Origin of the sequence: Streptomyces sp. NBRC 110611 (assembly GCF_001590865.1) — a bacterium.
Lineage (GTDB): Bacteria > Actinomycetota > Actinomycetes > Streptomycetales > Streptomycetaceae > Streptomyces.
Genome location: NZ_BBUY01000004.1, coordinates 36,562 through 49,538, shown reverse-complemented (window position 1 = coordinate 49,538; position 12,977 = coordinate 36,562). Strand labels below are relative to the sequence as shown.

General features: G+C 71.9%; 15 protein-coding genes. 4 read left to right on the top strand and 11 right to left on the bottom strand.

Annotation, left to right across the window (positions count from 1 at the left end; translation table 11 throughout):
• Nucleotides 1-16: 16 nt before the first annotated feature.
• Nucleotides 17-1,156 (top strand): GDSL-type esterase/lipase family protein, encoded by a 1,140-nt coding sequence (locus AZE13_RS11135; protein ID WP_066930606.1) that lies wholly within the window; start codon nucleotides 17-19, stop codon nucleotides 1,154-1,156.
• Between the two features lie 50 nt (nucleotides 1,157-1,206).
• Here the strand turns inward: AZE13_RS11135 and AZE13_RS11130 are convergent, their stop codons facing one another.
• A complete protein-coding gene (locus AZE13_RS11130; protein ID WP_066929687.1) occupies nucleotides 1,207-1,815 on the bottom strand; it encodes a TetR/AcrR family transcriptional regulator in 609 nt (202 codons plus the stop codon).
• Between the two features lie 152 nt (nucleotides 1,816-1,967).
• Here AZE13_RS11130 and AZE13_RS11125 point away from each other — a divergent pair, with 152 nt between their 5' ends.
• Nucleotides 1,968-3,920: a fumarylacetoacetate hydrolase family protein gene (locus AZE13_RS11125; RefSeq protein WP_066929686.1), complete on the top strand. Its 1,953-nt coding sequence runs from the start codon at nucleotides 1,968-1,970 to the stop codon at nucleotides 3,918-3,920.
• Nucleotides 3,921-3,993: 73 nt separating this feature from the next.
• Complete coding sequence (locus AZE13_RS11120) at nucleotides 3,994-4,275, top strand: antibiotic biosynthesis monooxygenase family protein (protein WP_066929685.1); 282 nt, start codon at nucleotides 3,994-3,996, stop codon at nucleotides 4,273-4,275.
• A 45-nt stretch (nucleotides 4,276-4,320) separates the two neighbouring features.
• On the opposite strand, the gene AZE13_RS11115 is transcribed toward AZE13_RS11120, so the two are convergent.
• Both AZE13_RS11115 and AZE13_RS11110 read right to left on the bottom strand, forming a co-directional pair.
• Complete coding sequence (locus tag AZE13_RS11115) at nucleotides 4,321-4,680, bottom strand: GntR family transcriptional regulator (protein WP_066929684.1); 360 nt, start codon at nucleotides 4,678-4,680, stop codon at nucleotides 4,321-4,323.
• Nucleotide 4,681: 1 nt separating this feature from the next.
• Complete coding sequence (locus AZE13_RS11110) at nucleotides 4,682-5,638, bottom strand: hypothetical protein (RefSeq protein WP_107288310.1); 957 nt, start codon at nucleotides 5,636-5,638, stop codon at nucleotides 4,682-4,684.
• A gap of 139 nt (nucleotides 5,639-5,777) precedes the next feature.
• Here AZE13_RS11110 and AZE13_RS11105 point away from each other — a divergent pair, with 139 nt between their 5' ends.
• Nucleotides 5,778-7,307 carry a helix-turn-helix domain-containing protein gene (locus tag AZE13_RS11105; protein ID WP_066929683.1) on the top strand — a complete coding sequence of 510 codons (1,530 nt, stop codon included), beginning with the start codon at nucleotides 5,778-5,780 and terminating at the stop codon, nucleotides 7,305-7,307.
• Between the two features lie 22 nt (nucleotides 7,308-7,329).
• Here AZE13_RS11105 and AZE13_RS11100 read toward each other — a convergent pair whose 3' ends face one another.
• The 8 genes from AZE13_RS11100 to AZE13_RS35555 form a co-directional block, all read right to left on the bottom strand.
• A complete protein-coding gene (locus AZE13_RS11100; RefSeq protein ID WP_258527742.1) occupies nucleotides 7,330-8,259 on the bottom strand; it encodes a Crp/Fnr family transcriptional regulator in 930 nt (309 codons plus the stop codon).
• A complete protein-coding gene (locus tag AZE13_RS11095) occupies nucleotides 8,256-8,738 on the bottom strand; it encodes a hypothetical protein (RefSeq protein WP_066929682.1) in 483 nt (160 codons plus the stop codon). The genes AZE13_RS11100 and AZE13_RS11095 overlap by 4 nt, the downstream gene beginning before the upstream one ends.
• 89 nt (nucleotides 8,739-8,827) lie before the next feature.
• A complete protein-coding gene (locus AZE13_RS11090; protein WP_066929681.1) occupies nucleotides 8,828-9,394 on the bottom strand; it encodes a hypothetical protein in 567 nt (188 codons plus the stop codon).
• A 142-nt stretch (nucleotides 9,395-9,536) separates the two neighbouring features.
• The gene (locus tag AZE13_RS11085) at nucleotides 9,537-10,604 is read right to left on the bottom strand and encodes a metallophosphoesterase family protein (RefSeq protein WP_066929680.1); all 1,068 of its coding nucleotides are present in this window, start codon (nucleotides 10,602-10,604) and stop codon (nucleotides 9,537-9,539) included.
• 1 nt (nucleotide 10,605) lies between these two features.
• Entirely contained in the window at nucleotides 10,606-10,923 is a 318-nt protein-coding gene (locus AZE13_RS11080; protein ID WP_066929679.1) for a hypothetical protein, read from the bottom strand.
• Nucleotides 10,924-11,021: 98 nt separating this feature from the next.
• Complete coding sequence (locus AZE13_RS36830) at nucleotides 11,022-11,771, bottom strand: DUF2064 domain-containing protein (protein WP_066929677.1); 750 nt, start codon at nucleotides 11,769-11,771, stop codon at nucleotides 11,022-11,024.
• On the bottom strand, nucleotides 11,732-12,007 hold the full coding sequence (locus AZE13_RS36825) for a hypothetical protein (protein WP_181690320.1): 276 nt from the start codon (nucleotides 12,005-12,007) through the stop codon (nucleotides 11,732-11,734). The genes AZE13_RS36830 and AZE13_RS36825 overlap by 40 nt, the downstream gene beginning before the upstream one ends.
• Nucleotides 12,004-12,849, bottom strand: coding sequence for a hypothetical protein (locus AZE13_RS35555; RefSeq protein ID WP_181690319.1), 846 nt, complete (start codon nucleotides 12,847-12,849; stop codon nucleotides 12,004-12,006). Before AZE13_RS35555 ends, AZE13_RS36825 begins: the two co-directional genes overlap by 4 nt.
• Between the last annotated feature and the right edge of the window lie 128 nt (nucleotides 12,850-12,977).

Here is a 12,977-nt window from a genome sequence, read left to right as displayed (position 1 = left end):
AGGAGCGACGATGGCGATGCGGACGGTTCCGCTGGTGGGCGGGCCGGTGGAGTTACGGGGTGCGCTGGACCTGGAGACCACGCGGGCGGGGGTGATGCCGCGCCGGCTGCCCGCCTGGACCAAGGAGCAGTACCAGGACCCGTCGGTCTACGGGGTGACCGTGATGCCTTCGGGCGTGCGGCTGGTGTTCCGCACGGATGCGACCGTAGTGGAGCTCGACGTACTCACCTCCACGGGGCAGCTCGACGCCGACCCCGAACCCCGTCCGACCGGGATGCTGGAACTGCTGGTGGACGGCGCCCTGACCGGGCGTCGGCAAGCGCCGATGGGCCACGTGCTGCGGATGTCGGAGCCCGGGGCCGAGCCGCGGCTGATCCCGGGCGAGCCGGGGACCGTACGGTTCGCCGGGCTGCCGGGCGGCATGAAGAACGTCGAGCTGTGGCTGCCGCCGCAGACCCCCACGGAACTGGTGGCCCTGCGCGCCGACGGCGAGGTGCGGGCGCCGCTGCCGGACGGGCGGCGCCGCTGGGTGCACCACGGCAGTTCCATCAGCCACTGCATCGAGGCCGACGGCCCGACCGGCACCTGGCCGGTGGTGGCGGCCGCGCTCGGCGGCGTGGAGGTGATCAACCTCAGCCTGCCGGGCAACGGCCTGCTGGACCCCTATGTCGCCCGGACGATCCGCGATCTGCCCGCCGATCTGATCAGCCTCAAGACCGGCATCAACATCGTGGGCCTGGCCGCCTTCCGGCTGCGGACGTTCGGCCCGGCGGTGCACGGCTTCCTGGACACGATCCGGGACGGGCATCCGGACACCCCGCTGCTGCTGATCTCCCCGGTGAGCTGTCCGGCGGTCGAGGAGGCTCCCGGCCCGGCCACGATGGGCCCGGACGGCAAGGTCACCGCCCTGGGCGCCCCGGGCGAGGTGGCCGGCGGAGCCCTGACGCTGACGGTGGTCCGCGCCGAGCTCGCCCGGATCGCGGCGGCGAGGCAGGCACACGATCCCCACCTCCACTACCTCGACGGCCGCGAACTGCTCGGCCCGGACGAGACGGACGACCTGCCCGACGGGCTGCACCCCACCGCCACCGCATACCGCCGGATGGGCGAGCGCTTCGCCGCCCACGCCTTCGCGGCCGACGGCCCCTTCCGCTGAGCCGGTTCCGGTGGCAGCAGCCCTGTGCAACTTCCTTGTGTGCGACGGGGTTACTCGGGGCGTACGGGCAGCACCGCGGCCGCCACCAGAGCGCGCAGCGCGGCCAGCGCCTGCCCGGGGTCGACCCGGTCGGGCGCCAGCAGCCACTGCTGGTGGATGCCGATCGCGGCGCCGACGATCGTGACGGCCAGCGCCTCGGCGGACAGTCCGGGCGGCAACGGCAGCCGTTCCAGCCACCGTTGGCAGTGGTCGCGCAGGGTGTGGTGGATCTCGACGTAGCGGCCGTGGATGGGCGAACCCGGCTCCAGCGCCTCCACCAGAAGCGTGACGAAGAGCTTCGTGGTGGGCTGCGCGGACAAGGCCTGGGCACCCTCCAGGAGGCGGTCGAACCCGGCCGCCACTCCCTCGGGGCCCGTCGGCTCGTCCGGGGGTCCGGCGAGGCCGGCGCGGATCGTGCTCAGCGAGCGTTCGAGCACGGCCAGCAGCAGGCCCTCCTTGCTCCCGAAGTGCCAGGGAATCGACCCCCTGCTGATCCCGGACCGTTCGGCCACGTCGGCGAACGTGGTCTGCCGGTAGCCCCGGTCCGCGAACAGCTCCGCCGCCGCTATCAGGATCCGCTCGCTGCTCTCATGACTGGTCTGTTCTCGTCGCGTCGCCACGAAACCTCCTCTATGCTGGCGACAATATTCTATGCTGGCCAACACAGACACGTAGAACCCACAGAGAACCACGTAGAACCACACAGAACCCAGTGCGGCCCCAGGACGCATGGCGTGATCCGGCGTCCGGGCCCCACCAGGAGGAGGTCGTTTTGCGCTTCGTCACGTACGCCTCGGCCGAGGGCGACCGGGCCGGTGTCGTCAACGGTGACCTGATCCACGGTTTCCCCCCGGGCACGACCCTGATCGAGCTGCTCGGCGGCTCCTTGCGGCAGGCGGGCGAACGGGCGCTCGCCGAGCCCGACGAGGTGGTCGCGCTCGCCGACGTCACCCTGCGCGCCCCCGTCCCCAGGCCGCCGTCCCTCCGGGACTGCCTGTGCTTCCTCGATCACATGCGCGGCTGCCTCCGTGCCGCCGGCGGCACGGGAACGCTGGAGCCGGCCTGGTACCAGATCCCCGCCTTCTACTTCGGCAACCCCGCCACCGTCATCGGCCCCGACGACGAGGTGCCGATCTCCCCGGGCAGCGCCTGGTTCGACTTCGAGCTGGAGATCGGCGCGGTGATCGGCGCCCCGGGCCGCGACCTGACACCCGAACAGGCCGCGGGCCGGATCGCCGGATACACCCTCTTCTGCGACTGGAGCGCCCGCGACCTGCAGAGCCTGGAGGGCCAGCTGAAGATCGGCCAGGCGAAGGGCAAGGACGGTGCCTCCACGCTCGGCCCCTGGCTGGTCACACCCGACGAGCTGCCCTTCGGCCCGGACGGCAGGCTCGCCCTCCAGGTGCGGGCCGAGGTCAACGGCGAGCCGGTCGGCGAAGGCCGTACCGACGCCATGGACTGGACCTTCGGCGAGGTTATCTCGTACGCCTCGCGCGGGGTCGAGCTCCAGCCGGGAGACGTCTTCGGCTCGGGCACCGTCCCCGGCTGCTGTCTGCTGGAGCACCTCGACCTCGGCGACCTCGGGGCGTTCCGCGGCTGGCTCAAGGACGGTGACGTGGTGTCGCTGCACGCCGAAGGGCTGGGCGAACTGCGGCAGACCGTACGGGCCGGCGCCGCTCCCCACCCACTCGCCGCCCGGCCCGACCCCACCGCGAAACCCCGCCGGCCGCGGGTCAACCCCGCCCCCTCCGCCCTGCCCTACACCAAGGGGCTGCACCAGGTCGGCGACGGCGTCTGGGCGTGGCTGCTGCCCGACGGCGGGTACGGCCTGAGCAACGCGGGCCTGGTCGCGGGAGACGGTGCCGCCCTCCTCGTCGACACGCTCTACGACCTGCCGCTCACCGCCGAGATGCTGACCGGCATGCGGCAGGTCACCGACCGGCACCCGCTGAGCCACGCCGTGCTCACCCACGCCAACGGCGACCACACCCATGGCGGCCAGCTGCTTCCCGGCGCGGTGCGCGTGATCGCCGCCGAGGGGACGGCGCACGAGATGCGCACCGAGATGCCGCCGGAGCTGACCGCGGGCCTCCAGGTCATGGACCTGGGGCCGACGCTCACGCCGTATCTGCGCGACCGCTTCGGCCGGTTCGACTTCGGCGGCATCCGCCTGCGCACCCCCGACCAGACCTACGACCGGCGGCTCACCCTCGACGTGGGCGGGCGCGAGGTGCGGCTGCTCAATCTCGGGCCCGCCCACACCGAGGCCGACACGGTGGTGCACATTCCCGACGCGGGGGTGCTCTTCACGGGTGACCTGCTGTTCGCCGGGTGCACACCGATCGTGTGGCGCGGCCCGATCGCCAACTGGGTCGCCGCCTGCGACACCATGATCGGCCTCGGCGCACCGACCGTGGTGCCGGGCCACGGCCCGGTGACGGACGCCGACGGGATCCGCGCCGTCCGCGGCTACCTCCGTCATGTCGTCGAGCAGGCCGACGCCGCCTACGCCAAGGGCCTCGACTTCCAGGAGGCCGCGTTCGGGGTCGATCTGGCCGAGTACGCCGACTGGCTGGACGCCGAACGGGTCGTGGTCAACATCTACCAGCGCTACCGCGAGATCCATCCCGACCAGCCGGTGCTCGACCAGTTCGCGCTGTTCCACCTGATGGCCGAGTGGGAGAGCCGGCGGGCGCCGTCACCCGAGCCCGCTCTGGTGAAGTAACCGATTTCCGTCCACCACGCCCCGGCGTGGCCCCGCTCGCACACACCCCGTCGAGAATCCGAAGGAGCACATCATGACGGTCGCCATGGTCGCACACCACTACCCGCACCCGGCCCACCGTGCGGAGTTCATAACCCGCGTCCACCAGGTCGCCGAGGCGTTCCGGCGGACTCCCGGATGCCTCTCCGCCGACTGCTGGGTGTCCGACGACGCGGTGGTGTCGATCGTGCAGTGGGAGTCCGCGGAAGCCTCCGCCGCGTCGCTCGACGCCGTACAGGCGACGGCCGGACTGGACCTCGCCTACGACGCACGCGAATCCCGCCCGCGCGAGATCATCCAGCTCAGGGCGGCCTGACCGGCTCAACCCGGCTCCCGCCCGCCGGGCGGGAGCCACCACCGCTCACCCGCCCGTCAGCCCGACCCGTACCACGCGCACGATCTCCTCGTCGGAGAGCCCCAGATGGCGGGCCTCCGCGATGAGGCGCGCCGTGGTCTCGCTCAGACGGGCCCGGGCCGGGGCGGCCGTGCCGGTGACCACCGCACCGCGGCCGCGGCGGAGTTCGATCAGGCCCTCCTCCTTGAGGCGCTGATAGCCGCGCAGCACGGTATGGACGTTCACCCCGAGGGACGCGGCGAGTGCGCGGGCGGCGGGCAGCCGCTCACCGGTGACCACCGTGCCGTCGGCGATGGCGCCGCGGACCGAGGCGGCGATCTGGTCGCCGAGCGGGACGGACGAGCCGGGGTCGACGCGGAAGAGCACCTCAGCCTCCCACCCGCGCCCGCGCGCGGTCCGCGTACGTGTTGAGCAGCGCGGCGGCGGTCGCCGCGTCGTCCACCGTCACCATGAACTCCCGCCCGTTGGTCAGCCGTACCACGATGCCGTCGCCCGAGCGCAGGGCCAGGCCGCTGGCGCCGGGCCGGACGCGGTAGCCCCAGCCGCCGAGGTCGCCCAGGCAGTCGATCCGGCGGCTGGTGGCTTCCCGTACGCGGTCGAGGGGGATCCGCCGGAAGCGGATCCGGGACAGCGGCAGCAGCAGCGGCGCGAGGGTCAGACCACGCCGGTCGACGGTCACCCGCACGGACGCCAACGCGAGGACCACGGCCCCGCCGCCGAGGAGGGACGTACTGGCGAGCACATCGAACCGCAGGCCGACGAACGCTCCCGCGCCGAGCAGCAGCGCGCCGAGCGCGACCAGCGGCATCGAGCTGATGGTGCGTGACCAGCCGGCCGTCGTACCGGACGGGAGGTCGAGGCGGGGCGCGTCGTCGCCCGGCCCCTGCCGGGGCGGGCGGGGTGCGCGGCCGGCGAGCAGGTAGCCCAGCGCGCCGGCGAGCAGGGCCGCCGCGGGGATCAGGACGAGGTCCCACGGCGGCATGCGCACGGCCGAGGCGTCCGTCATGCCGGCGTTGGCCAGCAGGATGAGACACACGCCGGAGCCGATGGCGGCGGCGATGGCGTATCTCGTGGCACCCAGCCAGGGCACGGCGGCGGCCGGCGCCCGGGGCAGGGTCAGCAGAGCCGAGCCGGCGCCGAGAGCGAGCAGCGCGGCGACACACCCCGTCAGAAAGCCCTGGCCGGAGGAGTAGCCGTCGGCCCGGAAGTCGGCACCGAAATGGGTGGCCAGCGGCTCCGGCAACCGGGTGGAGACCGCGGCGTGGACGGCGACGACGGCCGCGATCGCGGCGCCGAAGGGCAGAACGGCAACCAGCTGCTTCAAAGGCCCCGTTGAGGACGAGGAAGGACGCGAAGCACTCTTCATGACCTCGATGACCACCCCTCAGTTGTTTGCATAGCAATAGAATAAGCCAGTTGACAGCAATTGCGTACCCATCTCATATCTGAGATACGGTCGACGCATGGCAGACGACTACCTCGTACGCATCGGCAGGCTCATTCGCGACGCACGACAGCACCGTGGCTGGACACAGACGCAGCTCGCGGAGGCACTCGGTACCAGCCAGAGCGCGGTCAACCGCATCGAGCGCGGAAACCAGAACATCAGCCTTGAGATGATTGCCCGCATCGGCGAGGCCCTCGACAGCGAAATCGTGTCGCTCGGCTACGCCGGCCCGATGCACCTGCGGGTGGTCGGCGGCCGCCGCCTGTCCGGCAGCATCGACGTCAAGACGAGCAAGAACGCCTGCGTCGCCCTGCTGTGCGCCACGCTGCTGAACGCGGGCCGCACCACGCTGCGCCGGGTCGCCCGCATCGAGGAGGTCTACCGCATCCTCGAAGTACTGGGCAGCATCGGCGTCCGCACCCGGTGGATCAACGACGGCAACGACCTGGAGATCGTCCCGCCCGCCGAACTCGACCTCGACTCCATGGACCTGGAGGCGGCCCGCCGCACTCGCAGCGTCATCATGTTCCTCGGTCCGCTGCTGCACCGGATGGACCACTTCAAGCTGCCGTACGCGGGCGGCTGCGACCTCGGCACCCGGACCGTGACCCCGCATATGACGGCGCTCCGGCACTTCGGGCTGGAGATCACCGCGACCGACGGCACGTACATCGGCGAGGTCGACCGGGACGCCGCCCCCAAGCGCGCGATCGTCCTGACCGAACGCGGCGACACCGTCACCGAGAACGCGCTGCTGGCCGCCGCCCGGCACGACGGCGTCACGGTCATCCGCAACGCCTCCTCCAACTACATGGTCCAGGACCTCTGCTTCTTCCTGGAGGAGCTGGGGGTCCGGGTCGACGGCATCGGCACCACCACCCTCACCGTGCACGGCACCCCGCACATCGAGCGGGATGTGGACTTCGCACCGTCCGAGGACCCCGTGGAGGCCATGAGCCTGCTGGCAGCCGCGGTGGTCACCGAGTCCGAACTGACCATCCGCCGCGTCCCGGTCGAGTTCCTGGAGATCGAACTGGCGGTCCTGGAGGAGATGGGCCTGGACCACGAGCGCAGCCCGGAGTACGCGGCCGACAACGGCCGCACCCGGCTCATCGACCTCACCGTCCGCCCCTCCAAGCTCCAGGCCCCGCTGGACAAGATCCACCCGATGCCCTTCCCGGGCCTCAACATCGACAACGTCCCCTTCTTCGCCGCCATCGCGGCCAGCGCCCAGGGCCAGACCCTCATCCACGACTGGGTCTACGACAACCGCGCGATCTACCTGACGGACCTCAACCGCCTCGGTGCCCAGGTCAAACTGCTCGACCCGCACCGGGTCCTGGTCGACGGCCCCACCCGCTGGCGCTCCGCGGAGATGATGTGCCCGCCGGCCCTCCGCCCCGCCGTCGTCGTCCTGCTCGCCATGATGGCCGCCGAGGGCACCTCCGTACTCCGCAACGTCTATGTCATCAACCGGGGTTACGAGGACCTGGCAGAACGCCTCAACTCGATCGGCGCCCAGATCGAGATCTTCCGGGACATTTAATACGCGAATGCCGCCGGGCCGGCTATCCCGCCGCGTCGCGCAGCCGGTCCGGTTCCAGGACGGTGATGCGGCCGCGCGACAGGCGGAGCAGGCCGCGGTCCGCGTAGTCGTGGAGCACCTTGGTGGCGGTCTCGCGGGAGGTGCCGGCCAGGGCGGCGAGCTGCTCGTGGGTGAGGGCGATCTGCGGGTGCCGGGCACCGGGCCGCAGTGGCAGGCCGGTCGCCGGCTCGGGGGTGAGGGTGATCAGGGTGGTGGCGATCCGCTGGGGTACGGACTTGAAGACGCTGTCGGAGAGCCGTTGTTCGAGGTCGGCCAGGCGGCGGCCGAGGATTTCGGTGATGCGGGTGGCGATCCGTACGTCCGAGAGGAGGAACCGGTCGACGTCGGCGCGGTTCATCACGCAGACGGTGACCTCGTCCAGGGCCTCGGCGAAGTTGCCGTACATCCGCTGGCCGAGCAGCAGCATCTCGCCGAAGATCGTGCCCGGGGCGAGGATCGCGGTGGTCAGGGCGCGGCCGTCGGCGGAGACGCGGAAGATGCGGACCCGGCCGCGTTTGAGGATGAACAGCATCTCGCACGGCTGCTGCGGGATATAGAGCATCTCCCCGGCGGCGTAGGTCTTCATCGGGGCGGCCCCGGCGATGACGGCCATCTCCCGCTCGTTCAGATCGCGGAAGATGTCCACTTCGGACAGGCACCAGGTCCGCTCGTCATGCCCACCGGTTTCGACCACGTATGCCGTCTCCTCGCGCCGTCCGGGGACCCAGGGTGGCGGGGCCACACCCCAGAGCGGGTGGGCCAGGGCACGGGCCCCTTCCGCCAGACAGTAGCGGGCGGAGCCGCCGCCGGAGACGGTCTCCGGCGGCGCGGCGTCCTGAGCGGCGCCATTGGCGGAGCCTCCGCCCGCGGAGGCCGGGCGGGTCCGGCCGGCACCGGTCATGGCACGGGTCATGACGCGGTGGAATCGTGGCGCACGGCCTTGTGGAGGCAGGCGTACGCGAGGCCGAGGAGGAGACCGAAGACGAGATGGGCCCCGAGGCTGGAGCTGGTGACGGCGTTCCATTCGAAGACTGGCATGCCCATGTTCGCGGGCATGATCCACAGTCCGCCGAGGAACCACCAGACGGCCCCGTAGGCCAGGCCGAGGAGCGTCGCGGGCGCGATACGCGTGGCCCACCGGCCCAGCAGTGCGCCGAAGGCGGCTCCGGCGGAGAGTGCGATGGCCAGGTGGATCAGCCGGCCCGCGACGGCGTTGTCCGTGCCGGGCAGACCGGCGACCATCGTGATCATCGCCGTGTCCATCACCGGCCGGGAGACGGACATCCAGATACCCATCCCGATGCCGCCGACCACCCCGGCTGCGGCGCCGAAGGCCGCGTGGAGGGGAATGACGGCGACGCTCGGGGAGACGTGCACGGTGGTAGTAGCCATGGCCGTGCCCTTCCGGACGGAGCAGGTGGCCGCGGTATGCGGCTGCTTCCGACGCTACGAGCCGGCGCCGCCCCGGAATGTGAGCGCGCTCATACTTCTCCGCTCACATGGCGAGCGGAGGCACTCGCGGCGGCATACGCGGCGGCGATCTCGTCGACCTGCTGGTAGCCGGTGCGCAGGAAGGTGCTGAGGCGTCCGTAGGACTTGGCGCCGAGGAGGAAGAAGTGCGGTTCGGGGTTGCGGAGTCGGCCGATGCCGGGGGCGGGCTGGGCGAGGCAGTCGGTGCTCGCGCCGGAGGCGGCGAGGAGCGCGGCGGAGAGGTTCATCGGCGCGCCGGTGGCGTAGCACTCGTGGACCTGGAGCTGCCGGTAGAGAGTGTGGTCGCCGGTGTAGCCGGTGAGGGCGATGACGTGGTCGGCCAGTACGTCGCGGGGGCCGGTGGTGGTGGCCAGGCGGGCGCGGATGCGGTGGCCCTCCGCTCGGAGGGAGTGGACGCGGGCGCCGGTGTGGACGGTGACGTGGCCGTGGGTGGCGAGCGCCCGTGAGGTCGAAGGAGCCAGGTCCGCGGTGCCGGTCGTGGGTGGCGGCGGTGGCGCCGTCGAGGGAGGTCTGGACGGTGAGTTTGCGGTCGGCGAGGTCGGCCAGGCCGTCGGCACGGCGGCCGCGCAGCAGCATGGCGTTGGTCATGACGACGGTGGGCAGCTGTGCGGAGGCGTAGGCGAGCAGGGGGACGATATCGGGGTGGAGGAAGGGTTCGCCGCCGGTGAGGTAGAGCTCGGTGAAGCCGGATGCGATGGCTTAGTCGGCCAGGTCGCGGAACTCGGCGGTGGGCAGGGTGCGCGGGGTGGCCTGAGGGGCGGAGGCGACGGCGCAGTAGTCGCAGGCCAGGTTGCAGTGGAAGTTGGTGTAGATACACAGCCGGGAGGGGAAGTACGGGCTGCCGAACAGCGGTACGACCGGGCGGTCGCCGTCGAGGCCCGGTCCCAAGGCGGCTCCCCGGCCCTCCTCCCCCGGCTCCGCGGGCCCTTCGGGCAGGGGGTGCTGCCCCGCGTCGGCGGGACGGAAGGCGGTGGGCAGGGTGGAGCGGTAGAGGTGGTAGCGGCCGTGGGCGCGTTCGCGCGGGGGCAGGATCTCCAGGCAGGTGGTCCACCAGCCGGTTTCGATGGTCTCCACGAAGATCTCGGGGAGGCCGGCCGCGCGCATGGAAGCGGCCTGGGCCCGCCAGTCGTAGGCGAGGGGGACGAGCTCGGCGCCCGCCCGGCCCTCGTGCAGGTCGAGGAGTGCGTACCAGACGTCGCGGCGGCCGTCGTTGGCGGGTTTGCCCAGGACGCCGACGTTGACGACCAGGGTGCCGTGGGTCCACCGCTGCCAGGGCAGGCCACTGTGCGTGCACAGGATCACCTGCGCGCCGGAGGCGGCCACCCGCTGCTCATGCTGCTCGGCGGGCAGCGACTCCCACCAGAAGTCGTTCAGCGCGAGCGGGGAACCGTGCACCATGTGCACGTCCACCCCGTCGAGCATCTCCCGTCGCCCGGTGGGCAGTTCGCCCATCCAGGCGGCGAAGTCCCGGCTGGTCGTGGCGCGCGTGTGGTCGTAGATCAGCTGGGCGTACGCGTTGTCCTCCGGGTCGCGGTAGCCGCAGCCGCAGTCCGTGTCGCCGCGGGCGATGGCCACGTCGTAGTTGCCGGCCACGCAGGTGATGTCATTGCCGGTCAGGACCGGCCACAGGGCGTCGACGTCGGCGCCGAAGCCGCCGAGGTCGCCCAGGCAGAACAGCCGCTCGGCGCCGCGGGCATGGGCGTCGTCGACGAAGGCCCGCAGGGCGTGCAGGTTGCCGTAGGGGCCGCCGCATACCGCGATGCGCATGTCAGAGATCTCCAAGGTGGTACTGGGAGCTGGTCGCCTTCCGTCCGCGCCGCGGGAACCGGGGCGGACCGGCCGCATAGCGGCGGCGGATGCGCTCGGGGTCGGCACCGGCGAAGTGGAGCAGTTTCAGGTACTGCATGAACGCGATCATTCGCCAGACGCCGTGCCGGTCCAGGCGGCGGGCGGACGCCGTGGAGGTGGCGGGCAGGACGGCGAGGCGGCCGCGCCGGTGGAGCCGGCGCGACATCTCCAGGTCCTCCATGATGGCCAGGTCCGGGAAGCCGCCCAGTGCGTCGAAGACCGTGCGGCGGATGAACATCGCCTGGTCGCCGAAGATGTGGTGCAGCCGGCGGGCGCGCGCGTTGGATGTCCGGGCGAGGTAGTCCAGGCCCGGGCTGCGGCGGTCGAAACGCAGGGTCAGACCGCCCCCCCCACCACGTCCGGGGCGGCGAGCACAGCGCGGATCTGGGCGAGCGCGGCCGGGGCGATCTCGGTATCGGCGTGGACGAACCACAGCACCTCGCCGGTGCAGTGCCGGGCGCCGGTGTTCATCTGCCGGGCCCTGCCCCGCGCGCTGTGCAGCACGGTGGCGTGCGGCGAGGCCGACTCGACGGTGGCGTCGGTGGAACCGCCGTCGACGACGAGTTCGCAATCGGGGAAGTCACGGCACAGCCGGCTCAGCGAAGTCCGCACGGTGGCTTCCTCGTTGAGGACGGGCATGATGATCGATACCTTCACCGGTCTCTCTTTCCGCAGGAGGGCGGCGATGTCGGCGGGCAGCCGCGGGTCGTCCAGCAGGGCTGCCGCGTCGTCCGGAGTGTCCAGGTCCCGCAATGGAGACAGGAGTTGTGTGGACAGTCGCTTCCGTTCGGCGAGTGCGAGGGTGGCGGTCAACACCTTCTCCGTGCTCCACAAGGCCGGGTCGATGCCGAAGAGTCCGGTGTGCGGGGCACGCATCCCGATCAGGTAGTAGCCGCCGTCGAACGCCGGGCCGAGGACCACGTCGCTGCCGCCTTCCAGCGCGGCGAACGCTGCGGTGAGGTGGTCGCCGGTCAGGGTCGGGGCGTCGGTGCCCAGCACCACGAGCGGTCCTGCCCGCCACGAGAAGACGGTCTCGACGGCGTGCGTCAGCCGCCGGCCCAGATCGCCACCGGACTGAGGCAGCAACCGGGCGCGCGAGGCGGCACCAGTTCCTTTATCACGCCGTACGCGTCGGTGGGGTCGTACGCGACATACGTCCGCAGGCGTGCCGCCCTGGTGACGGCCGTCGTGTACTGGATGAGCCGCGACTGGAGCCGCGCACAGCGCTCGGGCCCGAGCAAGGGGTGCAGCCGCGTCTTGACCTTGCCCGGCAGCGGCGCCTTGGCCATCACCAGGACGGCGGGCTTGCGCGCCCGGCTCATGAGCCGAACCGGTGGACGAAGCCGGCCGGGGGCACCGCGCCCAGGCCGGGCAGCGCGTGGGCGGCCAGGGCGGCGAAGGTCTCCTTGCCGGCCGCCATCACGGAGGAGCTTGGCCGCGAGCAGCGCCGGCGGAGTGCCGGTGAAGCTGACCTTCCCGAGATGGCGGAAGAAGGCATCGCGCACGGCGAGATCGCGCGGATCGGAGCCGTCCAGGAACGGATACCAGCGGCGGCCCACGCAGAAGCCGTAGGCGGTGCGGTTGCAGCGCACATCGCCGTTGTGGAACACGTGGAAGTCGAGCCGGGTGCCGGCGCCGCGCTCGATCTCCGCCCAGACCGCGTCCGGAGTGGCGGCGCGGTAACGCTCCTTCCAGCGCCGTTCGTCGCCCAGGAAGGCGGCGGGCTGGAAGGCCGGCCGTGCGCGCGCATCACCGCCAGGGCGGCGGCGTGGTCGTCCGGCGGCAGCAGGCTCACCTCGCCGCCGATCAGCTGGGTATGCGCCCGCGGACCGCGCAGCTTGCGCAACAGGCCCATTTGGGCGGCGACTTGCTCACGGGTGTGCAGCCCGTCGACGCGCACCTGGTTGGCGTCGCGGGAGTGGTAGCAGGGGGTGCACTTCAGGTTGCACTTCGGGAAGACACCATGGGTGCCCTCGCAGCCCACTCCGTGCCGGCCGATGATCTGTCCCGGAGTCCTGGCGGCCGCGGGCAGTTCCGCCCAGCGGCGCTGCATCGCCTCGGCGAACTCCGGGTCGTAGGGGCGCGTGGCACGCTCCAGCGCACGCCACGTCGACAGCAGTCCCATCGGGTCGTTCTCCGCTTTCCGTGCTGGGTCAGGTCTCATGTCCGGGCTGGGATCAGGTCTCATTGCCGGGCTGGGCCGGTTCTCGTTTCCGGGCGGGGATCAGGGCTCACCGGTGCGGCCGCTCGGCGATTCCCGGATGATGCGGTCGCGGCCGGTCCGTCCCGTGC

What these genes read in the sequence shown, in the direction of transcription:
- AZE13_RS11095 (WP_066929682.1), bottom strand. Translation starts at nt 8,738, where the DNA reads ATGGCTACTACCACCGTGCACGTCTCCCCGAGCGTCGCCGTCATTCCC.
- AZE13_RS11080 (WP_066929679.1), bottom strand. Translation starts at nt 10,923, where the DNA reads ATGTTCATCCGCCGCACGGTCTTCGACGCACTGGGCGGCTTCCCGGAC.
- AZE13_RS11100 (WP_258527742.1), bottom strand. Translation starts at nt 8,259, where the DNA reads ATGACCCGTGCCATGACCGGTGCCGGCCGGACCCGCCCGGCCTCCGCG.
- AZE13_RS11085 (WP_066929680.1), bottom strand. Translation starts at nt 10,604, where the DNA reads ATGCGCATCGCGGTATGCGGCGGCCCCTACGGCAACCTGCACGCCCTG.
- AZE13_RS35555 (WP_181690319.1), bottom strand. Translation starts at nt 12,849, where the DNA reads ATGAGACCTGACCCAGCACGGAAAGCGGAGAACGACCCGATGGGACTG.
- AZE13_RS11105 (WP_066929683.1), top strand. Translation starts at nt 5,778, where the DNA reads ATGGCAGACGACTACCTCGTACGCATCGGCAGGCTCATTCGCGACGCA.
- AZE13_RS36825 (WP_181690320.1), bottom strand. Translation starts at nt 12,007, where the DNA reads ATGAGCCGGGCGCGCAAGCCCGCCGTCCTGGTGATGGCCAAGGCGCCG.
- AZE13_RS11120 (WP_066929685.1), top strand. Translation starts at nt 3,994, where the DNA reads ATGACGGTCGCCATGGTCGCACACCACTACCCGCACCCGGCCCACCGT.
- AZE13_RS11135 (WP_066930606.1), top strand. Translation starts at nt 17, where the DNA reads ATGCGGACGGTTCCGCTGGTGGGCGGGCCGGTGGAGTTACGGGGTGCG.